This window comes from Micromonospora sp. NPDC003944 (assembly GCF_053605225.1).
In genome coordinates, this window is record NZ_JBSGIV010000049.1 from 1 (window position 1) to 24,903 (window position 24,903).

A 24,903-nucleotide genomic window follows, 5' to 3' on the forward strand; every position below is an offset into this window, starting at 1 on the left:
TACACTCCTTCCCCACACGCCGCTCTTCCGATCTCCCCGCGCCCCGCGCCCCGCGCCCCGCGCCCCGCGCCCCGCGCCCCGCGCCCAAGATCATCGCAACTTCCCCGATGTTGCTGCCTCCGACGGACGCGAGACAGCAACATCCCTGATGTTGCGCGAATCTCGACGGACAAAACCCCAAACGACCCGCCCGCACCGACCTCGAAGCACCCTCATATCAGAAGATCGCGCTCGAACCAGGATGTAGTGGCCACGACGCGCCAGGAAGCCACTACATCCAGGATCGAGCACGATCTTGGTGGCGCGACCTCGGCATCGGCGGGGCCGAAGGTCCAGGGTGGGGCGGGGCGGCCAGGCAGACCGGGCGGCCAGGCCAGGCAGGCTGGGCAGGCTGGGCGGCCAGGCCAGGCAGGCCAGGCAGGCTGGGCAGGCTGGGCGGCCAGGCCAGGCAGGCTGGGCTGACTCGGCTGGGCGGGGCTGCGTGAGGAGGCTTAGCCTGCGGTGGGCGTACCCGTTGCGGCTAGATCGGTCGAGACCTCGCCAGCAGAGGCGGGGTTGGACGCCACAGCCGCAACGGCAGGCAGGCCCGCGCCGCCCAAAGCCGCGGGAGGCACGACCGCAGCGGCGGAGGCGGCGGCAGACACGCCGGCGGCTTCGGCGCGGGCGCGGCGGGTACGGCGTAGGGCGCGCACGGCGAACACCAGGGCGGCCAGCCAGCCGGCGGCCAGCAGGGCGTAGATGGCGGGGCGGGTCGGGCCGTCCAGTTCGGCGGAGCGGATCAGGGTGCGGGCGTTCGTCAACACGATCACGCCGCCGACTGCCGCGCCGAGCAGTTGGGCGGGCACGATTCGGACCAGCCAGGCGGCCAGCGGGGCGGCGATGAGCCCGCCGATGAGCAGCGCGGCGACGGTGGGGAGCAGGAATCCCTCCGTACCCAATCCGATCAGGAAGCCGACGCTGGCCGCGGCGGCCACGACGAACTCGGCGGTGTCCACGGAGCCGATCACCTTGCGGGGCTCCATGCGGCCGGAGACCAGCAGCGCCGGTGTGGCCACCGGACCCCATCCTCCGCCGCCGGTCGCGTCGACGAAGCCGGCGACCAGGCCCAGTGGGCTGAGGAAACGACCGCGGAGCCGCCCGCCGACCCGGTCGGTGCGCAGCGGTCGGGCGAAACGGACCAGGAGGTACGCGCCCAGGGTGAAGAGGATGCCGGCCATCCACGGCGCGGCGGCCTCGGTGGAGATCGAGCTGAGCACGGTGGCGCCCGCGAAGGCACCGATCGCGCCGGGCAGGGCAATGCGGGTCACCACCCGCCAGTCGACGTTGCCGAACCGCCAGTGCGCGACCCCGGCGGCGAGCGTGGTGCCGATCTCGGCCAGGTGCACCGAGGCCGAGGCGGCGGCCGGGGCGACCCCGGCGACCAGCAGCAGAGTGGAGGAGGTCAAGCCGTACGCCATGCCGAGCGAACCATCGATCAGTTGCGCGACGAGCCCGACCAGAGCGAGGACCAACAGCTTGCGCACGAGCGCCCCCTGACTTTTCGGCATCTCCTATCGACTTGGTCGACAATGCGGGATGGGGCAGCCAGGGTCAAGCCCCCGATCGGTGGATGGGACGCGGCTGGGCGCGCGCCGGGTCAGCCGTCGGTGGCGCGAGGCCGGGAATGACGCCGGCGCACGCCCGGGCCCCGCCACAGACCCGGCGGCGCCAACCCCGAGACCAGGCCGGGCGCGCATGCCCGGGCCCGCCACAGACCAGATGACGCGAACCCGGGCCGGCGCCTACGCCGCAGACCGAGCGACACGAACCCGGAACCAGGCCGGCGCGCAGGCTCGGGCTCGCCGGATCAGCGGCCTGGTGACGTGGGCCCGGGAGGTGAGCCGGCGATCAGGTCCAGGCGCGCGGGTCGGCCGCCAGCTCGGTGACGCGCGGGGGCAGGGTGCCCGCGGCCACGTCGGCGACGCTTACCAGTTCCAGGATCTCCCGCTCGCTGGCCCGCAGCGCGATCCAGACCTCCTGCAGGGAGCGCGCCGGGCCGTGGTAGCCGAGTTGCTCGGGGCGTTGCCCGCGTACGTGGGCGAGTGGTCCGTCGATCACCCGGATGACCTCGGCGAGGGAGATCTCCTCGGCGGGGCGGGCCAGCCAGTAGCCGCCCTCCGGGCCGCGCTGGGCGTGCACGATGCCGCCCCGGCGCAGTTGGAGAAGGATGCTCTCCAGGAACTTCGGCGGGATCTCCTGGGCGCGGGCGATCTGGTCGGCCGTGACCGGCCGGCCGCGCCCGGGGCCGCTGGCCGTGGCGGCGAGCTCGGCGGCCGCGCGGAGGGCGTAGTCGACCCGGGCGGAGAGGCGCATGCCGGCAAGGTTAGTCGCTGGTCAACCGGGCGGGCGGGCGACCCTCGGCCGATCGGCCACGCATCGATGGGAAGCACCGCCGTCGACGATCGTTCGGGCCGCCGCCGACCATCTGTGGAGTACGTCATGATCCACCGCCCGGTGGCGGCCGAAATGCTGGTTCGGAGCGTCCCTATGCTGAGCGGGAGTACGAATGTCAGGCCGTTTTAGTCGGCCGCCAGCAACATATTGATAAACACCCGGGTGCGCTCGGGGGGAAGGCACCATGATGACCGATGTCGCCACACGCACCTGGGATGGCATGACCATCCCGGTCGCCGGCACCTATCTTCTCGATCAGGCGCACAAGCGGATCGGTTTTCTGTCGCGGCACATGATGGTGAGTCCGGTACGGGGCGAGTTCGCTGAGGCCACAGCGCAGGTGTTCGTGGCGGAGGACCCGCTGCTCTCCTCGGTGACGGCCACCATCATGTCGGCGAGCATCACCACCGGGAGCGTCGATCGGGACACGCACCTGAAGAGTGCCGACTTCCTCGACGTGGAGCGCTTTCCCACCCTCGAATATCGAAGCACCGGCATCAAATGGCAGGGCAACGAGGACCCGATATTCCAGTGGGCGCGGTTGCGCAACCACAGGCTGGGCGGACGAGGCCGGAGTCACATTGTTCCGCCGCAGTCCGAGGGCATTCCCGGACGATTCGTCCTCACCGGCGAGTTGACAGTGAAGGGAATCACCCGGGCCGTCGACCTGGAGGTGAGTTTCGGTGGTGCTCGTCAGGATCCGTACGGGCAGAACATCTTCGGATTCAGCGCGACTGCCGACATCAACCGCGAGGACTACGGCCTGCTGTGGAATGTCGCTCTGGAGAGCGGCGGGGTGCTGGTCGGCAAGTCGGTGCGCATCGAGATCGCCGGGGAAGCCATCCACCAGGCCTGACCACCAGGAGGTCGCTGGTAGGAACAGCTACGACCGCCCGGCAGCGTCACGCGCCGACGCGGCGTAGCAGACCCTCCTGGACGGCGCTGGCGATCTGCTGGCCGTCCGTGGTGAACATCCGTCCGGTGGCCAGCCCGCGCGCGCCGGACGCGGACGGGCTCAGGCAGTCGTAGAGGAACCACTCGTCGGCCCGGAACGGGCGGTGGAACCAGAGCGCGTGGTCCAGGCTCGCGCCGACCAGGCCGCCCGGCCCCCACACCTCACCGTGGGCGGCGAGGACCGAGTCCAGCAGGGTGAGGTCCGAGGCGTAGGTGAGCGCGCAGGCGTGCAGCAGAGGGTCGTCGGGCAGTTTGCCGTCGATGCGCATCCAGACGCGTTGGTGCGGGTCGGCGGGCCGGTCGCCGGGGCGGACCCAGCCGGGCTCGCCCACGTAGCGCACGTCGATCGGTCGCGGGATCTGACCCCAGATGCCCAGCCGCTCGGGGTAGCGGGAGAGCCGGTCGGTCATCGTCGGCACGTCCTGCGGCGGTGGGACGTCCAGCGGGGCCGGGGCCTGGTGGTCCAGGCCCTCCTCGGCCCGCTGGAACGAGGCCGACATGAAGAAGATCGGCTTGTCGTGCTGGAGCGCGACCGAGCGGCGGACCGAGAAGGACCGTCCGTCGCGGATGTTCTCCACCTCGTACGCGATCGGCTCGGCCGGGTCGCCGGGGCGGACGAAGTAGCCGTGCAGCGAGTGCACGAACCGTTCCGGGTCGACGGTGCGGCCGGCGGCGACCAGGGCCTGGCCGGCGACCTGGCCGCCGTACACCCGTTGTGGGCCGACCGGGGGGCTCATCCCCCGGAAGGTCATCTCCCCGGTCGGGTCGAGGTCGAGCACCTCCAGCAGCTGGTCCACCGCCGCCTGGCCGACCGCGACCCGACCGTCGCTCACTGCAGGGCCCGCGCCGACGCGGCGTCGACGAGCGACCCGAGCTGGTGTACGCGCAGCGTGTTGGTCGAGCCGGGGGTGCCGGGCGGGCTGCCCGCCACGATCACCACGTAGTCGCCGGGGTTGGCCCGGTCGAGACCGAGCAGCGCCTGGTCGACCTGGCGGAACATGTCGTCGGTGTGCTGCACGAACGGCATCAGGAAGGTCTCCACGCCCCAGGTGAGGGCGAGCTGGTCGCGCACCTCGGGGACCGGGGTGAAGGCCAGCAGCGGCAGGTCGCAGTGCAGGCGGGACAGCCGGCGCACGGTGTCACCGGTCTGCGAGAAGGCGACGAGCGCCTTGGCGTTGATGGCCCGCGCGATCGACGAGGCGGCGACGGTGAGGGCGCCACCGTGGGTACGCGGGTCGTGCTGCAGCCGCGGCACCCCGATCGAACCGGCCTCGGTGGTCGTCACGATCTTGGCCATGGTGCTGACGGTGAGCACCGGGTACTTGCCGACGCTGGTCTCGCCGGAGAGCATCACCGCGTCCGCGCCGTCGAGCACCGCGTTGGCGACGTCGGAGGCCTCCGCCCGGGTGGGGCGGGAATTCTCGATCATGGAGTCGAGCATCTGGGTGGCCACGATGACGGGCTTGGCGTTCTCCCGGCACAGCTGCACGGCGCGCTTCTGCACCAGCGGGACCTCGTCCAGCGGCATCTCGACACCGAGGTCACCGCGGGCGACCATGACGCCGTCGAAGGCCAGCACGATGGCCTCGAGGTGCTCCACCGCCTCGGGCTTCTCGACCTTGGCGAGCACCGGCCGGAACACGCCCTCCTCGGCCATGATCCCGTGCACGAGCTTGATGTCCTCGGCCGAGCGGACGAAGGAGAGCGCCACCAGGTCGACGCCGAGACCCAGGGAGAAGCGCAGGTCCTCGGCGTCCTTGTCCGACATGGCGGGCACGCTGACCGCCACGTTGGGCAGCGACACGCCCTTGTTGTTGGAGACCGGGCCGCCCTCGGTGACGAGGCAGCGGATGTCGTTGCCGGTGACGTCGGTGACCTCGACGGCGACCCGGCCGTCGTCGATCAGCAGCCGGTCACCGGGCTTCACCTCGTGCGGCAGCTTGGTGTAGGTGCAGGAGACCCGCTCCTTGGTGCCGAGGATGTCGTCGCCGGTGATGACGACCGAGTCACCGGTGCGCCACTCGTGCGGGCCGTCGGCGAACTTGCCGAGCCGGATCTTGGGGCCTTGCAGGTCGGCGAGGACGGCGACCGGCTTACCCGCTGCCTCCGACGCCTCCCGGACCAGTCGGTAGACCGCCTCGTGGTCGGCGTGGCTGCCGTGGCTGAAGTTGAGCCTCGCCACGTTCATGCCGGCCTCGACGAGACCCCGGATGCGCTCCGGGGACGAGGTGGCGGGACCAAGAGTGCAGACGATCTTCGCGCGGCGTGTCACGCCCATCAGGCTAGTCTCTCCTTCAGGTCGGACTCGTGGCCGACCCCTTGCAGGCAGCGGAACAGGTGTCCAACGACGCGCGGTGCGCGTCGGGCCGGCGGGCGGAACCGCACCGGGAACGTCGTGGCGACGGGCATCAGCGACCGCGCGCCGGGAATCGTACGCCTCTGCTGGCGTGCGGTGTCGGGGTGCTCCCGCCGGCGGGTCACTCCGACCACCCCGGAAGCGGCAGAAGGCGGCTCATTCCGGGTGCCCCGGGGGCGGCAGGGTGGGCACCGCGTGGAGCCTGTCGCGGGGGTCGTAGCGGCGCTTGGCGTGGCGCAGCCGCGCCCAGTTCGCGCCGTAGGCGAGCCGGACCCGGTCGGTCTCCTCCGGGGCGAGCAGGTTGGGGTAGCCACCGGGCAGGGCGTGCGGGGCGAGCGCCGCCGAGGTCCGGTCGGCCCACTCGCGGTGCGGGCCGGCCTGGTCGCCGGGCGCCCACACCGCGATGATCTCGGCCATCAGGTGGTCGGCGCGCAGCCCGAACGCCGTGTCGGCGGGTCGGACCCGGGTGGCCGCGCCGTGGAAGTGGTGTACGGCAAGCGCGGAGAACGGCGAGCTGACCTGACGGGCCGCGTCGACGAGCGAGGCCACGGCGCTGTCGGTGAGCGCGGGCAACCACCGGGTCCGCAGCAGGTAGTGGTTGCCGTCGACCATCCCGCCGTCGAACATGCGCAGCGCGTCCGCGTACGGCATGGGGTTGATCTGCTCGACGAGCGGGGTGCCAAGCGCGCGCAGCCGGTCCATCCACGGCGTTCCGGCGGTCAGGTCGGGGCCGCTGTAGAACGGGCAGACGAAGATCACCGGCTCGCCGGCCGGGCCGGGTAGGAAGCCGGCCATCACGGTCAGCTCGTCCGGGGCCTCGGCGACAAGCGCGCCGTAGCCGCGCAGCACGGCCGGCGCCTCGGCGAGCGCGAACATGATCATGCCGGCCAGGACGCCTGGCAGCCGGTGCGCGCGGAACCGCAGCTCGGTGACGATGCCGAGGTTGCCACCGCCGCCGCGCAGCGCCCAGTACAGCTCGGCGTCGTGCCGGGCGTCGGCGGTGACCCGGCGGCCGTCGGCGAGGACCACCTCCGCGCCGAGCAGACTGTCCAGGGCGAGACCGAAGCGGCCGCACAGCGGGCCGTACCCGCCGGCGAGGGTGAGCCCGGCCATCCCCACGGCGTCGACCACGCCGGTGGGGACCACCAGGTCGTACGGGCGGGCGGCGGCGAGCAGCTCGGCCGCCGTGGTGCCGCCGCCGATGGTCACCGTGGCCGCGTCCGGGTCGACCCGGACGGCGCGCAGCCCGCTCAGGTCGAGCACCAGTGCGCCGTCGCGCAGCGCCCGACCGGCCCAGTCGTGCCCCCGGAGCGGACCGAGACGGGCAGGTGGCACCGCGCGGCGACGCGGACCGCCCCGGCCACCTCGTCGGCGTCGAGGCAGCGGGCGACAAGTGCGGGTGTCCGCGCCGCCGCGCCGTTCCAGAGCCGGGTGGTGGCCGCGTAACCGGGCTCCCCCGGCTCGTGCAGCCGGTCGCCGAGCAGGGCACGTAGTCGGGCGGTGGCGGACGCGACATCGGGGGTGGCGACGGAGGCCATGGCGACTCCTCGACCGGGGCCGACCCACGACACCGGGTACGCCCCGGCGGCGGCCCGCGCTGGGCGCGACCGTAGCACCGGCAGGCCGGCGAGCGCCGTCACCATCACGACAGCCGCCGATGGACCTGCGCCTCAGCTCCCCGCCTTGACCAGCGGGAACTCCAGGGAACCGGCCGGGCACAGAAAGGTCAGCACCTCCACCCGGTAGAGCCCGGCCTGCACCGCCGGGTCGGCCTCGAGCACGCTGCGAACGTCGTCGACGCTGCCGGTGCGGGCCAGCCCGAAGCCGATCGGCGGGTCGGGCTCGCGCGCCGGCCCGTCCACTGAGCCGGCGACCAGGACGATGCCGCGTCGCTGCAACGCCTGCATGTGCTCGGCGTGTTCGGCCTGCAACCGCTGCACGGTCTCGGCGGGCAGGGCCTGCCCGGCCGCGCCGGGATAGATCACGATGCACTCGTACGTGTCGAGCGCGAAGTTGACCTGCGGCACTCCCATGGGTGCTCCCTCCGCCGTCACGCCGGAACGCACCGGCTCCGGCCAGCGTCGCACGGACACACCGGTCGTACCGGGTGCTTCCCGCCAACTCGGCGCGGCGCGGCCACCGCGTGTCCACGCCCACACTCGGCCGACCGGCGGCATGGCGGCGAGGTTCCGGGGGATGATCCATCGGTGGCGGATGGACTCTTCACGCCCGCGCCGTCCACGCCCGCCACGACGAGATGATTGGGGATCGGGCAATGGCGACAAATATCAGTGAGCAGCCCGCGAAGGCGTCCGGCACGTACCGGATCGGTGGCGACGTCACCGTCAACCGGCTCGGCTACGGCGCCATGCAGATCACCGGTCCGGGTGTCTGGGGTGACCCGAAGGACCCGGCCGAGGCGGTCCGCGTGCTGCGCCGTGCGATCGAGCTGGGCGTGACGTTCATCGACACCGCCGACTCGTACGGGCCGTTCGTCTCGGAGTTGCTGATCCGGGAGGCTCTGCACCCGTACGCCGATGACCTGGTCATCGCGACCAAGGGCGGGTTCACCCGCTCCGGGCCCGGCGACTGGCGCGTGGTGGGCCGCCCGGAGTACCTGCGCCAGCAGTGTGAGCTGAGCCTGCGCCACCTCGGCCTGGACAGCATCCCGCTGTACCAGTTGCACCGGATCGACCGGAAGGTGCCGCTCGCCGATCAGCTCGGTGAGCTGGCCCTGCTGCGGGAGGAGGGCAAGATCCAGCACATCGGGCTGTCCGAGGTGAGCGTCGCGCAGATCGAGGAGTCCCGGGCGATCACCACGATCGCGTCCGTGCAGAACCTGTACAACCTCGCCAACCGCAGCGCCGAGGACGTGCTGGAGTACTGCGAGCGCAACGACCTCGCGTTCATCCCGTGGTTCCCGATCGCGACGGGTGAGCTGGCCCGTCCGGGCGGCCCGCTGGACGCCATCTCCACCGCGCACGGCGCGTCGCCCGCGCAGCTCGCGCTGGCCTGGCTGCTGCGCCGCTCGCCGGTGATGCTGCCGATCCCGGGTACGTCCTCGGTGGCGCACCTGGAGGAGAACGTGGCCGCCGCCGACGTACGGCTCACCGACGACGAGTTCGAGGCGCTGGCCAAGGCGAGCTGACCCCCGCCGGACCGGACGCCGCCGGGTCAACCGGTGGCGTCCGGACCGGACTCCCGGGCGGCGCGCAGCGCCTCGGTCGCCTGGGCCAGCAGGCGAGCGGAGTCGGTCCGTCCGCTCACCTGTAGCTCCACTTCGGTGTCTCCGCTCTGGATCCGGATGCTGGCCTCGGTGCGCTGCTGGTCGACCCAGGACTGCAACAGGTTGAACAGCCCCGGGAGCAGGCCCTGGGCCAGCACCGCGATGATCACCGCGTCGCTGAAGCCCGGCCGGCCCCCTCCCGCGCCGCCCGCGCGGACCACCTGCCGGTACTCGGGGCGGCGGTGGATCCAGGTCAGCAGGTCGACCGGGGCGGGCTGCCGCTGCCGGGGGTTGATCGTCAGCCGGACGGGTAGCCGGGCGGCGGCGTCGCTGTCGGTCACGCGGGGTCTCCCGGTCAGTTGGTGGAGGGCTGGAAGGTGACGGTGTCCCCGTCGGCGGTCGCGACGCCCGTGACGGTCAGCGCGTTGTCGTCGGTGAACGGTGAGCTGCTGCCGAAGTACGTGGTGGTGCCGCTGACCTGCACCCGGCCCTGGGTCTCCACCGGGGTGGACACCCGGGCGGTGCTCGGGCTGGTCAGTTCGACGGCGACCTTCGGGTACTCCAGGATCTTCCAGGTGACCTTCTGGGCGGTGCCGCCGTAGTAGCGGAACGGGCAGCCGGGTGGGGCGGCGACCGTCTGCTTGGCGCACTCGTCCAACCAGGCGCGTACGCGGGCCTCGACGGCTTCGATCGCCTGCGGCTTGAGCACCGGCGCCAGTTGCAGGGTGGCGGCGCCGTCCCCCGCGCCGACGAGCACCGTGGAGTTCGGCGTCTCGCTGAGCGCGCTGGACGGGCCGGTCGCGGTGTAGCCGCCGGGCAGCAGCACCAGCGGAGGGCCCTCGGTGGCGACCGGCAGCTCCACCCCGTTGAGGCGTACCCCGGGGTCGGCGATCGAGGCGTTGAGCGGGGTCGGCCCACCGCTCACCCGCCAGCCGTGGAAGAGGCCGGCGGTGGTCTCGTCCTTTCGGCGCAGGGTGAGGGTGCTGGTCTGGCGCACGTCACCCAGCCGGTACGCCACGGTGGCGGTGGCGGTGTCGCCGTCGCGCTCCAACGAGCTGATCTCGACGTCGGTCGGTGGTTGGTAGCCCTTGCCGCGCAGCAGTTTGGCGAGCAGGTCCCGGTCGGTGCCGTTGCCCTGGTCGGTCAGGTGATCGAGGGCGGCCTCGCTGTCCCGGTCGGCGAGTGCCGAGAAGTAGCCGTCGACCGCCGCCTGCGGGCGGAAGAACGCCCACTGCACCACGCCGAGGCCGCTGGTGCCGAGGCAGGCGACGAGGGTCAGGGCGCCGACGAGCAGCCAGGTGCGGCGGGTGCCGACCGGGCCGGAGTCGTTGAACAGCCGGTCGGCGGTGACGGGCTCGGTCGCGCCGGCGGGCGCACCGGCCACCGAGGCCCGCTCCAGTGCGTCGAGGCGCAGCTCGTGCGGTGGGTGGGTGGCGCAGACCGCCTCGTCCCAGCCGCTGCGGCCGGTCTCGAAGGACAGCCGCCGTTCCAGGATGCGCCGCATCCCGTCGACGTGCGCGGTGAGCACGGCGCCGAGGTCGGCCCGGTACTCGGCCGCGCGCACGTCCCGGGCGTGCAGCGGCAGCACCACGTACCGCATGGTGAGCAGCACCGGCCAGAAGAACACGAAGACCACGAAGTTGGTGGCCGGGTGCGGGAACGTCCGCATCAGCCAGGTCGGCAGGGCGTGCGCGAGGGTCAGCGGCAGGCCGACACCGCGGACGAAGGCACTTGTGACCTCGTCTCCGGTGCGCCAGTGCACCAGCTCGTGGCTGAGCAGCGCGGCCACCTCGTCGTCGGGTTCGGTCAGCACGGCGGTGGTGACCACCACGTGCCGGGCGTACGTCCGGGCGTTGCTCAGGACCGGGTCGTCCTCCATCAGCAACCGGGGCACGCTGGGCAGGCCGAGCCGTCGGGCGCAGTCGTCGAGCACGGGGCGCAGCCGCGCGTACTCGCGGCGGCTGGGCTGGCGCGCTCCGGACACCACGAGCAGGCGCGGTTCGAGCAGCACCCGGTAGAGCGTGTAGAGGACCCCGATCAGCGCCGCCGCGACGACGGTGCCGATCAGGCCGGTGAGCAGCGCGAAGGGGTCGTCGGCGACGCCCATCCAGGGCAGCGCCAGCACGGCGAGGAAGCCGACCAGGAAGCCGATGGCGAAGCCGGCCACGCCGCCGAGCACCCCGCCGGAGCGGGTCAGGAACGCCTCGATCAGGGAGCCGATCAGCGGGGCGTCGCGCAGCACCTGGGGCACCTGGTCGTCGGCGCCGGTCCCGGCGGCGAAGAGCCCGACGACGGCGAACGAGAGACCGCCCCAGAACGCCAGGAGCAACGCCACCGGCAGGTAGAACCAGGTGGCGACGAACGCGCCGAGCACGCCGCGCCAGTCCCGCAGGATCCCGGCGCGCAGCCAGACCAGCGCGCTGGGGAAGCCCGGCGGACGGTCGGCGAACCCGCCGGTGGGTGGTGGGGTGTCGGCCGACGGCGGTTGGGCGGCCCGGACGTCGAGCTGCGGCACGGTCGGCGGGGTGTTCTCCGGCGGCACGGTGGGCGGCTCGGTCATGCGCGCTGCTCCCTCTCGAAGGATGGCGTCCACTGTCGGGATTGGACAGCCGGAGCAGGCTATCGAGGACATCTGATGTCTGCCACACCGTTTCGCGGGATCGTCGCGCACCCGACACTCACCGTCGCGGACCCGGTGCGGCGGCCCCCTCCGGGACCGCCGCACCGCAGCAGGTCAGAGCGCGAGGCAGTTGGGTCGCACCGGGCCGTCGACAAGGGCGCCGCGCACGATGGTGTACGCCGTGCCGTCGAGCACCAGACCGAGGTGCCCCACGACCCGCAGCGGGCAGTACGACTGGATCAGCACGTTCGTCGCGCCGTCGTTGACCGCGGCGTTGCCGGTCGGCCGGACCAACTCGTCCTGGAGGGTGCGGATCGTGGTGTAGCGCACCGCGCCCGGGGTGTCGTCGCCGGCGTTGAGGTCGGCGAGGAACGCCGAGCCGATGGTCATCTGTTGGCAGGCCACCACGCCGGCGCAGCTGCCCAGGCCCAGGAACGCCACGATGTTGGCGACGTACGTGCCGTACTGCGGCGTGCCCAGGCTGACGTACCGGCCGACGGTGGCGGTGCCGCCGAGCCGCTTGAGGTAGTACCGGCTGACCAGGCCTCCTTCGGAGTGGGCGACGAGGTCCACGGCCGCCGCGCCGGTGCTGGCGCGCACCTGCTCGACGTAGCCGGCGAACGCGCGGGCCGAGGTGGGGATGTCACCGAGGCCCAACCCGGGCAGCTGGTAGATGAAGGTGCGGTAGCCGTCGGCGCGCAGCCGGGCCGCGATCGGCTCGTACGCGACGGCGACGCCGCTGAGTCCGCCGACCACGATGACGGGGTTGGCCGCCGCCGCGGCGGCGAACTGCGTGCGGGCGGCGGTGCTGGCCGGTGCGGGATCGGCGGGGGCGGCGGTCGCCGTGGCGGTGGATGCGAGCAGCGCGGCGGTGGCGAGGGCCAGGACGAGGGCGGTCTTTCGGAGCAGCATGGCTGCACCTCCGGGGGGAGGCACCCGGCGAACCGGGCAGGTGGGTGGGGGTGTCCGGTCGACCGTGCGCCGATCATGCCCGCCGCGATTCAGAAACGTCAATGACTTGTTACGCGTCGGTAACCCGTTGTTCCGTCGGGGGTGCAAACGGTCAAACCGCCACGCTCCATATCGGACGCCGAGGGTGGCTGGCATGCTGTGGCCGTGGCTGTCGACGAACCCACCGAGCGCGAGCTGCGGGTGATGCCCTGGTGGCTGGCCCTCATCGGCCTACTTGTCGCCGTCGCCCTGGGCTGGCTGGTGCTTGACCTGCTGCTCACCGAGGCCGACCGGGCCAGCCAACCGGACACCCGGGCCACGCTGCGCATCGACGCGATCCGCACCGGCCTGACCGTCGTCGCCGGCACCGGCGGAGGGCTCGCGCTGCTGCTCGCCGCCCGCCGCCAGTGGATCGCCGAACGCGCGCAGCGGCACCAGGAGAGCGTCGCCGCACGGGACCAGGCGCACCGGGACCGGGTGCAGGCGCACGCCGAAGCGGTGGCCGAGGCCGCGCAGCGCCACCAGGAGCGGCAGTCCGGGGCCGTCGAGCACGACGCGGCGGAGCGTCGTCTGACCGAGCTCTACACCCGGGCGGTCGAGCTGCTCGGCAACGACAGCGCGGCGGTACGCCTCGGCGGCCTGCACGCGCTGGAGCGGCTCGGTCAGGACAACCCGGGGCAGCGCCCGACGATCGCGGCGGTGCTCTGCGCGTACCTGCGGATGCCGGCGCCCGACGGCGAGTCGCGCGAGACGGAGGTCCGGCGCAGCGCGCAGCGCGTGCTCACCCGGCACCTGCGCGCGGACGACGCGGCATACTGGCCGGAGCTGACGCTCGACCTGGCCGGTGCCGCGCTCGTCGACTTCGACGCCGCCGGCTGCACGCTCGTCGACGCGAACTTCAGCGAGGCGGTGTTCTCCGGCACGACCACGTTCGCGGGCGCGACGGCGCGGGGACGTCTCCTCTTCGGGGCGGCGACCTTCGGCGACGTGGTCTTCGACAACCTCGCGGCGGAGGGCGAGGTGATGCTCGACGGCGTTCGGGTCGGCGGTCTGGCCAGCTTCGACGGCGCCGTGTTCGCCGACGGCCTGTCCTGCCGGCGATCCGGCTTCGCCGGCCCGGCGTCGTTCCGCCGGGCCACCTTCGGTCAGCCGACGAGCTTCGACGCGACCCGCTTCGAGGACGCCACCTCGTTCCGGGAGGCCGTCTTCGACGGCGCCCTGTCCATGGAGCACACCGAGTTCGGCAGGTCGGCCGGCTTCCACTCGACCCGGTTCACGAACATGGCGCTGTTCCGCTGGACCGTGTTCGGCGCGGAGGCGTTGTTCGACGGGGCCCGCTTCCTCGACGCCGCCAACTTCGGCCGGGCCCGGTTCCACAGCATGGCCAGCTTCCGCGACACACAGTTCAACCGGCCGCCGCAGGTCGAGCAGGCCCGGGCGGTGGCCGACGGTGGTCACCGCTGGCCGGAGGGCACGACGTTGGAACCCCTCGACGACGAGTGGCTGCTGCTCGTCGACCGCTGACCGGCCGGGTGGGTCTCAGCGCGGCGCGCTCGGCCGGTCGGTCAGCGCGGCGGGGCCGGCGGGCGCAGGCCGTCCAGAGCCACGCCGAGCACCCGGTCACGCTGCTCGGTTGACGGGAACTGGGCCATGGTGAGGCCACTGATCAGCCGCACGACGTCGTCGAAACCGATGTCGTCGCGGACCACGCCAGCGCTCTGTGCGCGGCGCATCAGCGGCTCACCGGCGGAGAAGATCTCCGTCCGGCAGCTGGCGAAGATCTCGGAGTCGTGCAGCAACTGCTCGGCGAGCGCCCGCTTGGTGGCGACGTACGCGACGAAGCGGTGCAGCCAGGCGACGAGCGCGTCCCAGGGTGGCAGCTCGGCCAGCCCCTCGGCGGAGTGGCACAGCGCCCGGACCTCCTCGACGTACACGGCCTCGAAGAGGTGCCGGCGGGTCGGGAAGTTGCGGTAGAGCGTGCCGATGCCCACCCCGGCCCGGCGGGCCACGTCCTCCAGGGAGGCGGCGGCGCCGTTCTCGGCGAACGCCTCGCGCGCCGCCCTGATCAGGGCGTCGTAGTTACGCCGCGCGTCGGCCCGCTTGGGCCGCTGGGCGAAGACCTCGGGCGCCTGCCCCGCGCTGGTCATGACGTGCGTCACCTCACCCTGGTTGCATCCGGAGGCAACCCTCCGCTAGGTTAGTGGAGGCACCCCTCCGGAATCCCGGAGGGGTGCCTCCGGTTAGCTTACCTCGGGACCCGCCCGATCGCCGCCTGGCCACCCCGATCGCCCGGACCCGACAAGCCCGCCCGCCAGAGACGACGGGTGACACACCTCCCTCCGTACCGTTATCAGGAGTCTTCTCTCGTGGCAGTGACCTCCCGACGCAGCTCGCGTCGGCTCACCTTCACCGTGCTCGCGGCCGGTGCCGGGTTCTTCGCGATGCTCCAGTCGCTGATCACCCCGGTGCTGCCGACCATCCAGCAGGACCTGCACACCTCCCAGAACACCGTGACCTGGGTCCTGACCGCCTACCTGCTCAGCGCGTCGGTCTTCACGCCGATCCTCGGACGCGTCGGCGACATGGTCGGCAAGGAGCGGATGCTCGTCGTCTCGCTCGCCGCCCTCGCCCTCGGCTGCCTGCTCGCCGCGATCGCGCCGAGCATCGGCGTGCTCATCCTCGCCCGGGTGGTGCAGGGCATCGGCGGAGCGGTCTTCCCGCTCTCCTTCGGCATCATCCGCGACGAGTTCCCGGCCGCGCGGGTCTCCACCGCCGTGGCCGCCATCTCGGCGATCGTCGCCGTCGGCGGTGGCCTGGGCATCGTGCTGGCCGGCCCGATCGTCAGCACGCTCGACTACCGCTGGCTGTTCTGGATCCCGATGATCGTGGTCGGGCTGACCGCCGTTGCCGCGCACCTGTTCGTGCCCGAGTCGCCGGTCCGGACGCCCGGCCGCATCGACTGGCGCGCCACCCTGCTGCTCTCCGGCTGGCTCGTCGCCCTGCTGCTGCCGATCAGCCAGGGTGCCGCCTGGGGCTGGACCTCCACCCGGGTGCTCGGTCTGCTCGCGCTCGCCGTGGTGCTGCTGGTCGGCTGGCTGGTCACCGAACTGCGGTCGAAGAACCCGCTCATCGACATGCGGATGATGCGCCTGCCCGGCGTCTGGACCACCAACCTGGTCGCCCTGCTCTACGGCGCGTCGATGTTCTCCGTGTACGCGTTCCTGCCGCAGTTCCTGCAGACCCCCACCGCCGCCGGCTACGGCTTCGGGGCCAGCATCAGCCAGGCCGGTCTGCTCATGCTTCCGATGGTCAGCGCGATGTTCGTCGCCGGCATCATCGCCGGCCGACTCCAGGGCGTCTTCAGCGCGAAGGCGCAGCTCGCCACCGGCGCCACCTTCAACGTGGCCGCCTCCGCGATGCTCGCCGCCGCGCACGACACCCGCTGGGAGGTCGCCGTCGCCGGTGGCCTGGTCGGCCTCGGCATCGGCCTGGCGTTCGCGTCCATGGCCAACCTGATCGTCGCAAGCGTGCCGGCCAGCCAGACCGGCGTGGCGACAGGCATGAACGCCAACATCCGCACCATCGGCGGCGCGATCGGCGCGGCAGTGGTCAGCGGCGTGATCACCGCACACCCCCAGGCCAACGGCCTGCCCCGGGAAGCCGGCTTCACGACGGGGTTTCTCGTCCTCACGGCGATCGCCGTGGCCGCCGCGCTCGCGGCCCTCGCCGTCCCGTCCGCCCGGCGGGCGTCGGCCGGTCGCCGGCCGTCCGCCGCGACGATCGTCGAGTCGGAGCTAGCCGGCGAGTTCGCCACCATGCCGGCGACCCGCTGACGGAACATGTCGCAGCCCGGGCGGTTCGCCGCCCGGGCTGCGCCGCATTCCGGAGTACGCTTGCCGCTCCCCGTCCGCCGTTCCCCAGGATGCGCCCATGCCCATGTTGCTGACCGCCGACCGCATCGAGGAGATCGGCGCCATCGGCTCCGGCAGCCCCGACCCGGCCGCGCTCGTCGCCGAACTGGTGGGCGCTGTCGACGAGGGGCGGGTCGAAGACCCCGCCGACACCGGGTACGCCCTGCTGGTCGCCGCCGACATCCTGGAGCAGGCCGGCGACCTTGCCGACGCGCTCGCCCTGGCCACCCGCGCCATCGCCGAGCAGCCGGACGACAACGCGTACGCCCGAGGGGTGCGCGGCGGTCTGCTGCTGCGCCTCGGCCGCTCCGACGAGGGCATGGCCGAGCTGACCGCCCTGCGTCCGCTGCTGGAGACCGATCCGGCGGCCACCTACCTGATCGACGAACTGGTCGAGTCCGGCGATGCCGAGACCGCGCTGGAATGGCTCACCGGGGCGCTGGACGTCATCCTGGAACGGACCCGCACCCAGCAGTACACCTCGGAGGACGCCCAGGACGAAGCCGCCGCCATGATCTACGGGCTGGCCCAGCGGCGGCACGACCTGCGCGAGGAGCAGGGCCTCCCCCACGACGAGTACGACAACCTCGCCGACCGGTTGCGCGCCGCGAGCACCCACGCGCTCGACGCCCTCGACGACGGCCCGGCGACGCTGCTGTTCTGGCCGCGGGCGGAGTTCGCCGCCCTGCTGGTGCGCTGGCCAGCCCTGGCCGACAGCCACCCGCCCACCTGGGACGAGCACCGCACCACTGTCGAACGCGCCTTCGTCGAGACGTCCGCGCGAGGCGGCGCCAACCTGGGCGTGGTCAACGGCACCGTCGACGGTCTGGCGGCCTTCGCCGAACGCGCCGGCAGCGACCCCACCGACGAGGAAACCCTCGACGAGTACGCCGACAGCCTCGACGAGGCCGGCGTGACCGCCTGGCCACCCGGCCGCAACGACACCTGCTGGTGCGGCTCCGGCGCCAAGTACAAGAAGTGCTGCCTGCCGCGCTCGCGCGCCTGACCGTCCTGTCGCTCTTCCCGAGGAGGCAACGCCGTGAGCACGCACGAGCAGCACGAGACGGTCGAGGACAGCCCGGTCGGCTGGGTCGCCAGCCACATCCGGCGGTACGTGCAGACCGACGGCGCGGACGGGGGCACCTTCCACGGCGTACCCTCGCTGCTGCTCACCACCCGCGGACGCCGGTCGGGCAAGCTACGCCGCACGGCCCTGATGTACGGGCGCGACGGCGACACCTACCTGCTGGTGGCGTCGAACGGTGGTTCGGCGACGCACCCCGCCTGGTACCTCAACCTGAGCGCCGACCCCACAGTGGAGATCCAGGTCGACGCCGAGCGGATCACGGGTCGGGCCCGCACCGCGACCGGTGCGGAGCGTGCCCGGTTGTGGCCGGTGATGACGAAGGCCTTCCCGACGTACGCCCGCTACGCGAAGGGGACCGACCGCGAGATCCCGGTCGTCGTCATCGAGCGTTATTGATGCCCTTCGGTGCCGGTGAGGGCTAGGGTGACTGAAGGTAAGCACCCACTCCGGCGAGGAGGACCGCCGTGCGCCGCATCATCACCACCATCGCACTACTCGGGCTGTCGCTCTCCCTCCTGCTGGCGCCGACGCCGGCGAGCGCGGCGAGCAGCGTCGACGTCACCGCCGCCACCCTCGTCGCACGAGGCGTCGCCGTGGACCTCACCCTCACCGTGACCTGCCAGGCCGGCATGTCCGGCACGTCGGAGCTGGTCCTCCGGCAGCGGTCGGGCGACCACGTGGCGTACGGAACGGGCTGGGCACCGCTGCGCTGCTCGGGCGAGCCGCAGGTCGTCACGGGGCGGGTGTTCGCGGAAGCGGGCGGCTACGCCTTCAACCGGGGCGTGGCCCTGGCCAGCGGCCACTTCGAACTATGCGAGCAAGAATTCTGCGACTACCTGGACTTCAACAACACCGTCCGCGTCACCCGCTGACCCGGCGACCGGCATCGATGATCAGGTGATCAGAAGTAGGTCTCGGAGGTGGTTCCCGACCTACTTCTCATCACCTGATCACTGGGCCGGGAACGGCTGCCGCCACCTGTGTGGTCAGTTTCCCAGCGCTCGGACCTTTGCGATCGTCTCCTGCACGTGCTGCTTGGCCGGGTCGCCACCCTGGGACGCCTGCGCGAGCGCCTGACGGTACGAATCGATCATGCCGACCAGCGGACCGGCGGCCACGCCCTCCAGAGCACCGGCGACAAGTGCTCGCGCCTCGGCGGCGTCCTGTGCTGCCGCTGCGGTCTTGGCCTTCGCCTCGTCCAGCTTCTGCGACGCCGCCGCCAACCTCGCGATGATCTGTGCTGCGCTCACGCGCACCTCCCCCTGGTCGACCATCGCCTCCACCGCCGCACCGGCGGAGACCACATGGGAGCGTACGAGATCCGCGCACCCAGCGCGACCAATCGCTCGCTCTCGCGTCACCGGACGGGCATTGGTCGCCCCGCGCGGGCGACTCCGACGGATTTCTCCCACTGGAGCCTGACCGAGTCGGAACGGCGACCGAATCTTGGACAGTTTCCGTTAGCGCGTGACGGCAAGTGTCCAAGATCTAGGGTGACACCGCGAAACTGGGGCGCTTCAGCGCTCAGCGACGAACACCCCGACACCGCCAACGCCCTCCACCAAGCCCTCGATCGTGAGCGCGTTGATGGCCTGACGAATGACGATCGCCGAAACGTCGTGCTGACGGCACAGCTCGGAGGTCGAGGGCAGTTTGTCTCCCGGCGCAAGTTCGCCGGACTTGATCTGAGCGCGGATGCCATCGGCGATCAGCGCCCACTTCGCTTTGGCGGGCATTGGTGTCTCCCAGGTCTGCCCTGCCAATCGATCACGAGGAACTTTGTATAGCAAGCAATGAGCGGTCGATGCTTGCGCGTACATGACTTGTTATACCCGCCCTGCCTGAGCTGGCTCCCAGGTCTGCAACCCCGGAGCTGGTTCGTTCTCACAGCGCAGGAAGCGCCCGGTCGGTCGGTCCGCCCGTTCGGCCGGGCGTGCCGGGGTGTGCCCGCACGCCGCCCCGGCGCAAGAGCCGTGAGCTGCTAGGAGACGACCCGACGGGAGCCCTTCATGCCCGATCGACCCGACGAATCCCCCACCGACCTACCAGCCCCAGCCGAGCAACCCCACCGCCTCGTGTCCGATCAGGACGTCGAGGACGCCGACGACGTCCCATCCGCCCCGGGTGGTACGTCGCTGGCTCGGCGAGTGCGGCGTCGACTATCCCTGTACCGATGTGCGCTTCGCCCTCCTGGTCAAGTCCAGCGCCGAGGCGGGCGAATGAGCAGCAATGCCGTGGACGACCTGCGTGCCGCTTGGCTGGCGATCACCGACCGAATCCGAGCGGTGGTAAGCGCGCGACCGGGCGGATGATCGACACGAGATTGCTGAAGTCGGGGTATCCCGCTGGCACGGACACCCCGACTTCAGTGGAATCGAGTGGATCATCCCCGCCGGCGGCTCAGCCCGGCGAGTCAGGCAGCGGGCTACGCCGACGGCGGGCCGTTCTGCGCCCGGGTGATCAGGTCGTGCACCGGCTTGGTGCCGCTGCCCACCATCACACCCGTCACGACGGCGTCGACCCAGACCGCCACTCCGTTCCAGTCGCCGCCGGCGACCGCGTGCAGAACGTAGAACCCGCCGGCGCTTGACGCCACGGTGGCCAACCCGCTGGCGAGACCCCACGCGACGATGGTGCGGTTCGCCTTGGCACGGGCGACCTTCGCGGTGGCGGCGGCGACCGCCTCACGGTCGGTCTCGGTGGGGCCGCCGACCCGGCTGTTCACGTCGGTCACCGTCTGGGACAGCGCGGCTTCGGCGGCGCGTCCCGGCAGCCACCGCGAGAACGGTTCCAGGATCCGCTCCACCGCCGCGGCGAAGACCAGCAGGGTGAGGAACACGCCAGTGGTGTCCTCGGGTTGGATCTTCGCCGCGGAGGCGCCGCTGCGCCAGATCGCCCAGCCGGCGACAGCGCCGACGGCGATCAGCCCGAAACCGGCGACCACCGCTCCCGGACCGGCCTGCTGCGTTGCGGCGACGACCGACAGCGCGGGCTCCTGGTCGGAGCGGGGCGTCGCCGCTTCGGCGTTGACCGGTGGCGAGACGGCAGTTTCGCCCCCTGTCGACAGTGACTCACTGTAGGTGGACGTGTGTCCCTGCAATTCCCTGACCAACCTTTCGACCTACCGCTCGCCGGACGTCGCCGCGCCCCGGACCGCTTCGAGGCGGGCACCCGGGCGTGACGAACCGGAGTCTCGGCGAGCGGATGACGCACCTGCTGCGCTCGGGGCGCGAGACTACGGCACCGAGGCGAACACAGTGGACCACCGGGGTGGGCTGTCCACCGGCACGAGCCCCCGACAGGTGCGGGCCCTACAGCCGGCTCCCGTGCGAGGTGACGACCAGTCGCCACTGGGGCGTCCTGAGGGTTCGCAGATCCGGGGCCACGACCGGCTCTCCGCCGGGCGCGCAGACGCCGTACACCTGCGGCGCGGCCGCCTCGCTGAGAAGGTGGTCGAAGTGGAACGAGCCCTCGAAGCCGAGCCAGACCACCGTCTCGCCGACAGCGCAGGCGACCCGCAGGCAGTGCGCCAGGTAGCGGTGCAGGTCGGGTGGCAGCTCGTCGAAGACCAGATCGTATTCGGTGACACAGGCGTACGGGTCGTCCCGCTCAAGGGAGTAGGTCTGCACCGCGAGCGGCACGACGCCGTCGCCCGCGAACTCCGGCACCCGGGCCGGGACGCCCGGCACGAACACGCTGACGACCGGCTGCGCGGCGAAGCGCAGACCGGAGGCCAGGTCGGCGGTCATCAGCGCAGGCCGCGCACCAGCAGCAGGTAGGCGCAGTAGGCCATCGGCACCAGCAGGAAGCAGATCAGGAACCCGAGCGGCAGGTATCGCGGTGGGGTGCCGGCGACCATGGCGGGCCGCCCCCACCGGCCCAGCACCAGGTACCCGCCGAAGAACGCCACCGCCGGCAGCCCCGCGCAGATCCACGCGCCCAGGGTGAACCCGTCGACCAGGCCGACCCCGGAGGCGAGCACCAGGATCAGCACGAGCACCCCGGCGGCGGCCCCGCACCCGGCGTAGACGGCGACCGCGCGGGCCAGCGGCGACCACGTCGGCAGCAGCGCCGGCCGCTGCGCCAGCAGCTCCGCCTGCTGCCCGTGCCGGTCGGCCTCGTCGGCCATCCTCCGGGCCAGCTCCAACTCCACCGCCGGGTCGGCCGCCGCCGCGCGCTGCGCGGGCACCCCGCCGCCCGCCGGGCTCACCGCCGTCGGCAGCGCCAGCCGCGCCTCCCCCACCGGCAACTGGGGGTACGCCCCGACTCCCGACCGCCCTGGCACGCCGGCTGCGCCGGCGGGTTCCCCGTCCCCGGTTCCGGGCACGGTCGAAGCGCCGGCAGCGGAGGACAGGACTGAGTCGGCAGCGGGAGACGGACCGGAGCCAGGAGCCGGAGACGGACCCGTGCCGGGAGCGGAGGGCGTTCCGGCGCCGGACGGCGGGGCGGGCCAGGCGGCAGTCTCGCCCGGCCTTCCCGTCCCCTGAACCGGGCCGGGGCCAGGCCAGGTGGTCCCACCCGGCGATCCCGTCTCCTGACCGGCGCCGGGGGCGGGCCAGGCGGCGGTCCCACCCGGCGATCCCGTCCCCTGACCCGCGCCGGGACTTGCGCCGGTGGCAGCGGCCGGTGGGGCGGGTGGCTGGTCGATGCCGATGGCTCGGCCGAGCTGGTCGAGGCGCTGCCCCTGGGCGGTCAGCCGCTGCTGGAGGTAGTCGACGGCGGCGTGCAGGTCACGGCGGCGCGCGGATTCGGCGGCGGCGTGCTGTTGGCCGGCGTGGTGCTGCGCGGAGAGTTGTCGGGCCAGCGCCGCGTACTCCTCGAAGGACACTGTCACCGCTCCCCGTCCGGTTCGGGCCCGTCGCCGACGAACGGGACGATCAGCCGGGTGCGCTGGTCGTGCCTGTCGATCAGCAGCGCCCGGTCGGGGCGGGGCGTGTAGGCGAGGTCGTGCGTTCCGAGGTGCAGGGCCAGTTCGGCGCCGGGCACGTTGAGCGCGACCAGGCAGGCGACGTCGTCGCGGTTCTGGGTGCCGCCGAGGTCGTCGGCGAGCCGGCGCAGCCCCCGCCACCAGCCGAGCAGGTGCACGCCGTGCCCGGGGCCCTGGCGCAGGACGGTCCGCAGGTCGTCCAGACCGGAGCGGAAGGTGCCCGGGTCGGTGGCCCCGAGGACTGGTGCGGCGGCGTCCATGCCGAACACCACCAGGTACTCGCGGCCTGCGGGTTCGGCGGCCAGCTCGGCGATCCGGTCGCGCAGCCCGGCCGCGTCGAGGCGCTGCACCTGATGGCCGGCGGCGCGCAGCACGGCTTCGGTGTCGTCGGCGACCGGGTCGGCGGCACCGACCAGGCAGGCCAGCTGGAACCGGGCGTCGCCGGGAGCGTGCTGGCGGGCCAGGCTGAGCGTCGCGGCGCGCAGCACGTCCGCGCCGGTCGGTGCGGTGCCCACCACGGCGAGGTGCCGGCCGGGCGTGGTGTCCATCAGGAACAGCGCGGTGGTGCCGTGCACGTCGACGGTCCGACCGACAAGGGCCATCGGGCGTCGGCCACCCGGGCGCAGCCCGGCGAACGTGCTGTCGTCCTCGATCCGCGCGGCCTCGTACCCCTTAAAGACCGCTGGTGCGCGCGAGCCCGGCGGGCGGGCCTGCCACAGCTCGTGGCGCAACGCGGCGAGGTCCGCCGCGGCGGCGTGGGCGTCGGGGAAGCGCAGCACGGTGTCGGCGCCGACCGCGCCGGCGGCGGTGTTGACCACCGCGGAGCCGATCGGCAGGGCCGCGGCGGCGTCGTTGAGCTGGTCGAGCACCCCACCGCCGCCGGGCAGCGCCACCCGCAGCGCGAACTGCCCGAAGATCGCTTCGGCCCGCCCGTAGAGGGCTTCGATGCCGGTCATGCTCTGGCTGGCCAGCACCAGGTGGATGCCGTACGAACGGCCCTTGCGGGCCAACTCCTCGAGCAGGTCGACGGACTCACGGGCCAGCGCGTCGTTGCCGGCGAGCAGCACGTGGAACTCGTCGATGACCGTCACGATGCGCGGCAGGGGATTGTCCTGAGGAAGGTCGGCGAGCTTGGTGACCCCGTGCCGTTTGAGCGCGGTGGCCCGGCGCTGCGCTTCGCGGCGCAGCTCGCGCAGCACCGCGAGGCCGTACTCGCGGTCGGACTCGATGCCGACGGCGCGGGCGTGCGGCAGCCAGGACGGGTCCCGGCCGGTGGGCACGAACTCGGTGAAGCTCACCCCCTCCTTGAAGTCGAGCAGGTAGAGCTGCAACTCGGCCGGCGAGTAGCGGGCGGCCAGCCCGTAGAGGACGTCGAGCAGGAAGACGGTCTTGCCGGCGCCGGTGCGCCCGCCGACCAGCCAGTGCGGAGTGACGTCGTCGAAGGCGAGCGTGAGCGGGGCGCCACCGGCACGGCCGATCACCGTACGCAGACCGTTGCCGGCGGACTCGGCCCAGCGCCGTTCGGGCAGCAGGTCGGTGAAGGGCAACGCGTCGGCACGACGGGTGGCCGCGCCGAGGTGCTCGGCGAGCGCGCGTACCGAGGCGGGCGGCGGGTCGCCGTCGAGCAGCACGGGTGCGGCGAGCCCGCTGCCGTCGGCGCTGAACGGGGTGCCGGGCGGGTCGCCGACGTGCGCGTACCCCTGGTGGAGCCGGACCGCCGTGGTGCCGCCAAGTGGCGGCGCGGTCTCGCCGGGCAGCCGGGACGGGTGGCCGGCGAGCAGCACGCACACGGCGGCGGCCGGGCCGGCGTGGGTGAGCGCGGCGAGCCGGGCCAGCTCACGTGGCGGTGGCGCGGCGGTGGCGACCACCACCAGCAGGCGGCGGGCGGCCGGCTGACCGTGCTGGGCGGCGCGGGCGTGCTGCTCGGCCGCGTCCAGCAGTGCCGCCACCTCGGCCTCGCCGGTGGCCGGCGGGTCGAGCACCCCGGCGTCGAGCAGTGGGCGCAACGGGCCGAAGGTGGCGCCGAGCGCGGCGGTGTCGATGCCGGCGACCCGGACCTGGCCGGGCGGCGCGGTGGCGACCAACCGCAGCACCAGCGCCCGCAGCAGCCCGGCGACCTGCGGGTCCCGGGCGTCGGTGTCGAGGGCCAGGTGGTGGCCGCCGCCGAGCGGGACCAGCACCGGGAAGCCGCCGTCCGAGGTGGACGCCTCGCCGAGCCGCACCGCGGCGGGCTCGTCCGTCAGCGGCGTGACGCCCGGGGCGGGCGTCGCCAGGGCGGCGCCGAGGCGGGCGAGGCGGGCCACCAGGTCGTCGGCGCCGACCGGCGCGGCGGGTGTCGGTGCCGCCCCCAGGACACCACGGGCGGTGTCCAGGTGCGCGCGAGCCGCCCGGTGGGAGTTGACCGCCTGCCCGTACGCCGACGCGAGCCTGCCCACCCT

24 protein-coding genes are annotated in these 24,903 nt (G+C 72.8%); 7 read left to right on the top strand and 17 right to left on the bottom strand.

Annotated elements, in window-relative coordinates; translation table 11 throughout:
- Window positions 1-491: 491 nt before the first annotated feature.
- Window positions 492-1,523, bottom strand: a complete 1,032-nt coding sequence (locus ACWER9_RS22570) for a sulfite exporter TauE/SafE family protein (protein WP_452303755.1) — start codon at window positions 1,521-1,523, stop codon at window positions 492-494.
- Window positions 1,524-1,887: 364 nt separating this feature from the next.
- Window positions 1,888-2,352, bottom strand: a complete 465-nt coding sequence (locus tag ACWER9_RS22575) for an RrF2 family transcriptional regulator (RefSeq protein WP_452303716.1) — start codon at window positions 2,350-2,352, stop codon at window positions 1,888-1,890.
- Between the two features lie 268 nt (window positions 2,353-2,620).
- Between ACWER9_RS22575 and ACWER9_RS22580 the strand changes: the two genes are divergently transcribed.
- Entirely contained in the window at window positions 2,621-3,289 is a 669-nt protein-coding gene (locus ACWER9_RS22580) for a YceI family protein (RefSeq protein ID WP_452303756.1), read from the top strand.
- 46 nt (window positions 3,290-3,335) lie between these two features.
- Here the strand turns inward: ACWER9_RS22580 and ACWER9_RS22585 are convergent, their stop codons facing one another.
- The 5 genes from ACWER9_RS22585 to ACWER9_RS22605 all read right to left on the bottom strand — a co-directional run bounded on the left by ACWER9_RS22585 (window position 3,336) and on the right by ACWER9_RS22605 (window position 7,776).
- Window positions 3,336-4,220 carry an acyl-CoA thioesterase gene (locus ACWER9_RS22585; RefSeq protein WP_452303717.1) on the bottom strand — a complete coding sequence of 295 codons (885 nt, stop codon included), beginning with the start codon at window positions 4,218-4,220 and terminating at the stop codon, window positions 3,336-3,338.
- On the bottom strand, window positions 4,217-5,665 hold the full coding sequence (gene pyk, locus ACWER9_RS22590) for a pyruvate kinase (RefSeq protein WP_433534835.1): 1,449 nt from the start codon (window positions 5,663-5,665) through the stop codon (window positions 4,217-4,219). Before pyk ends, ACWER9_RS22585 begins: the two co-directional genes overlap by 4 nt.
- Window positions 5,666-5,899: 234 nt before the next feature.
- A complete protein-coding gene (locus ACWER9_RS22595) occupies window positions 5,900-7,006 on the bottom strand; it encodes an FAD-binding oxidoreductase (RefSeq protein ID WP_452303718.1) in 1,107 nt (368 codons plus the stop codon).
- Window positions 6,994-7,281: a hypothetical protein gene (locus ACWER9_RS22600; protein WP_452303719.1), complete on the bottom strand. Its 288-nt coding sequence runs from the start codon at window positions 7,279-7,281 to the stop codon at window positions 6,994-6,996. Before ACWER9_RS22600 ends, ACWER9_RS22595 begins: the two co-directional genes overlap by 13 nt.
- 132 nt (window positions 7,282-7,413) lie before the next feature.
- The gene (locus ACWER9_RS22605; protein WP_452303720.1) at window positions 7,414-7,776 is read right to left on the bottom strand and encodes a YciI family protein; all 363 of its coding nucleotides are present in this window, start codon (window positions 7,774-7,776) and stop codon (window positions 7,414-7,416) included.
- Window positions 7,777-8,018: 242 nt separating this feature from the next.
- Between ACWER9_RS22605 and ACWER9_RS22610 the strand changes: the two genes are divergently transcribed.
- Window positions 8,019-8,891 carry an aldo/keto reductase gene (locus ACWER9_RS22610; RefSeq protein ID WP_452303721.1) on the top strand — a complete coding sequence of 291 codons (873 nt, stop codon included), beginning with the start codon at window positions 8,019-8,021 and terminating at the stop codon, window positions 8,889-8,891.
- Between the two features lie 26 nt (window positions 8,892-8,917).
- Here the strand turns inward: ACWER9_RS22610 and ACWER9_RS22615 are convergent, their stop codons facing one another.
- From ACWER9_RS22615 to ACWER9_RS22625, 3 genes are all read right to left on the bottom strand, one after another.
- Window positions 8,918-9,310, bottom strand: a complete 393-nt coding sequence (locus ACWER9_RS22615) for an effector-associated constant component EACC1 (protein ID WP_452303722.1) — start codon at window positions 9,308-9,310, stop codon at window positions 8,918-8,920.
- Window positions 9,311-9,324: 14 nt separating this feature from the next.
- The gene (locus ACWER9_RS22620) at window positions 9,325-11,529 is read right to left on the bottom strand and encodes a M48 family metalloprotease (protein ID WP_452303723.1); all 2,205 of its coding nucleotides are present in this window, start codon (window positions 11,527-11,529) and stop codon (window positions 9,325-9,327) included.
- Window positions 11,530-11,703: 174 nt separating this feature from the next.
- Window positions 11,704-12,501 (bottom strand): esterase/lipase family protein, encoded by a 798-nt coding sequence (locus ACWER9_RS22625; protein ID WP_452303724.1) that lies wholly within the window; start codon window positions 12,499-12,501, stop codon window positions 11,704-11,706.
- A gap of 204 nt (window positions 12,502-12,705) precedes the next feature.
- Here ACWER9_RS22625 and ACWER9_RS22630 point away from each other — a divergent pair, with 204 nt between their 5' ends.
- Window positions 12,706-14,064, top strand: coding sequence for a pentapeptide repeat-containing protein (locus ACWER9_RS22630; protein ID WP_452303725.1), 1,359 nt, complete (start codon window positions 12,706-12,708; stop codon window positions 14,062-14,064).
- A 41-nt stretch (window positions 14,065-14,105) separates the two neighbouring features.
- On the opposite strand, the gene ACWER9_RS22635 is transcribed toward ACWER9_RS22630, so the two are convergent.
- Complete coding sequence (locus ACWER9_RS22635; RefSeq protein ID WP_452303726.1) at window positions 14,106-14,687, bottom strand: TetR/AcrR family transcriptional regulator; 582 nt, start codon at window positions 14,685-14,687, stop codon at window positions 14,106-14,108.
- A 219-nt stretch (window positions 14,688-14,906) separates the two neighbouring features.
- Here ACWER9_RS22635 and ACWER9_RS22640 point away from each other — a divergent pair, with 219 nt between their 5' ends.
- From ACWER9_RS22640 to ACWER9_RS22655, 4 genes are all read left to right on the top strand, one after another.
- Window positions 14,907-16,373: an MFS transporter gene (locus ACWER9_RS22640; RefSeq protein ID WP_452303727.1), complete on the top strand. Its 1,467-nt coding sequence runs from the start codon at window positions 14,907-14,909 to the stop codon at window positions 16,371-16,373.
- A 97-nt stretch (window positions 16,374-16,470) separates the two neighbouring features.
- Window positions 16,471-17,457, top strand: coding sequence for an SEC-C domain-containing protein (locus ACWER9_RS22645; protein WP_452303728.1), 987 nt, complete (start codon window positions 16,471-16,473; stop codon window positions 17,455-17,457).
- A gap of 33 nt (window positions 17,458-17,490) precedes the next feature.
- Window positions 17,491-17,934 carry a nitroreductase family deazaflavin-dependent oxidoreductase gene (locus ACWER9_RS22650; RefSeq protein ID WP_452303729.1) on the top strand — a complete coding sequence of 148 codons (444 nt, stop codon included), beginning with the start codon at window positions 17,491-17,493 and terminating at the stop codon, window positions 17,932-17,934.
- Between the two features lie 68 nt (window positions 17,935-18,002).
- Window positions 18,003-18,410, top strand: coding sequence for a hypothetical protein (locus tag ACWER9_RS22655; RefSeq protein ID WP_452303730.1), 408 nt, complete (start codon window positions 18,003-18,005; stop codon window positions 18,408-18,410).
- Between the two features lie 114 nt (window positions 18,411-18,524).
- On the opposite strand, the gene ACWER9_RS22660 is transcribed toward ACWER9_RS22655, so the two are convergent.
- The 6 genes from ACWER9_RS22660 to ACWER9_RS22685 form a co-directional block, all read right to left on the bottom strand.
- A complete protein-coding gene (locus ACWER9_RS22660) occupies window positions 18,525-18,788 on the bottom strand; it encodes a DUF6244 family protein (protein WP_030489032.1) in 264 nt (87 codons plus the stop codon).
- Window positions 18,789-19,055: 267 nt separating this feature from the next.
- The gene (locus ACWER9_RS22665) at window positions 19,056-19,274 is read right to left on the bottom strand and encodes a winged helix-turn-helix domain-containing protein (protein WP_452303731.1); all 219 of its coding nucleotides are present in this window, start codon (window positions 19,272-19,274) and stop codon (window positions 19,056-19,058) included.
- Window positions 19,275-19,963: 689 nt separating this feature from the next.
- Window positions 19,964-20,638, bottom strand: coding sequence for a hypothetical protein (locus tag ACWER9_RS22670; protein ID WP_452303732.1), 675 nt, complete (start codon window positions 20,636-20,638; stop codon window positions 19,964-19,966).
- 211 nt (window positions 20,639-20,849) lie between these two features.
- A complete protein-coding gene (locus tag ACWER9_RS22675; protein ID WP_452303733.1) occupies window positions 20,850-21,287 on the bottom strand; it encodes a hypothetical protein in 438 nt (145 codons plus the stop codon).
- The gene (locus tag ACWER9_RS22680) at window positions 21,287-22,366 is read right to left on the bottom strand and encodes a hypothetical protein (protein WP_452303734.1); all 1,080 of its coding nucleotides are present in this window, start codon (window positions 22,364-22,366) and stop codon (window positions 21,287-21,289) included. Before ACWER9_RS22680 ends, ACWER9_RS22675 begins: the two co-directional genes overlap by 1 nt.
- 2 nt (window positions 22,367-22,368) lie before the next feature.
- Window positions 22,369-24,900, bottom strand: a complete 2,532-nt coding sequence (locus ACWER9_RS22685) for an FtsK/SpoIIIE domain-containing protein (RefSeq protein WP_452303735.1) — start codon at window positions 24,898-24,900, stop codon at window positions 22,369-22,371.
- Window positions 24,901-24,903 lie beyond the last annotated feature (3 nt).

Coding starts and splice junctions, on each gene's coding strand:
- ACWER9_RS22645 (WP_452303728.1), top strand. CDS start 16,471: ATGCCCATGTTGCTGACCGCCGACCGCATCGAGGAGATCGGCGCCATC.
- ACWER9_RS22580 (WP_452303756.1), top strand. CDS start 2,621: ATGACCGATGTCGCCACACGCACCTGGGATGGCATGACCATCCCGGTC.
- pyk (WP_433534835.1), bottom strand. CDS start 5,665: ATGGGCGTGACACGCCGCGCGAAGATCGTCTGCACTCTTGGTCCCGCC.
- ACWER9_RS22675 (WP_452303733.1), bottom strand. CDS start 21,287: ATGACCGCCGACCTGGCCTCCGGTCTGCGCTTCGCCGCGCAGCCGGTC.
- ACWER9_RS22605 (WP_452303720.1), bottom strand. CDS start 7,776: ATGGGAGTGCCGCAGGTCAACTTCGCGCTCGACACGTACGAGTGCATC.
- ACWER9_RS22610 (WP_452303721.1), top strand. CDS start 8,019: ATGGCGACAAATATCAGTGAGCAGCCCGCGAAGGCGTCCGGCACGTAC.
- ACWER9_RS22620 (WP_452303723.1), bottom strand. CDS start 11,529: ATGACCGAGCCGCCCACCGTGCCGCCGGAGAACACCCCGCCGACCGTG.
- ACWER9_RS22575 (WP_452303716.1), bottom strand. CDS start 2,352: ATGCGCCTCTCCGCCCGGGTCGACTACGCCCTCCGCGCGGCCGCCGAG.
- ACWER9_RS22665 (WP_452303731.1), bottom strand. CDS start 19,274: ATGCCCGCCAAAGCGAAGTGGGCGCTGATCGCCGATGGCATCCGCGCT.
- ACWER9_RS22625 (WP_452303724.1), bottom strand. CDS start 12,501: ATGCTGCTCCGAAAGACCGCCCTCGTCCTGGCCCTCGCCACCGCCGCG.
- ACWER9_RS22600 (WP_452303719.1), bottom strand. CDS start 7,281: ATGGCCTCCGTCGCCACCCCCGATGTCGCGTCCGCCACCGCCCGACTA.
- ACWER9_RS22635 (WP_452303726.1), bottom strand. CDS start 14,687: ATGACCAGCGCGGGGCAGGCGCCCGAGGTCTTCGCCCAGCGGCCCAAG.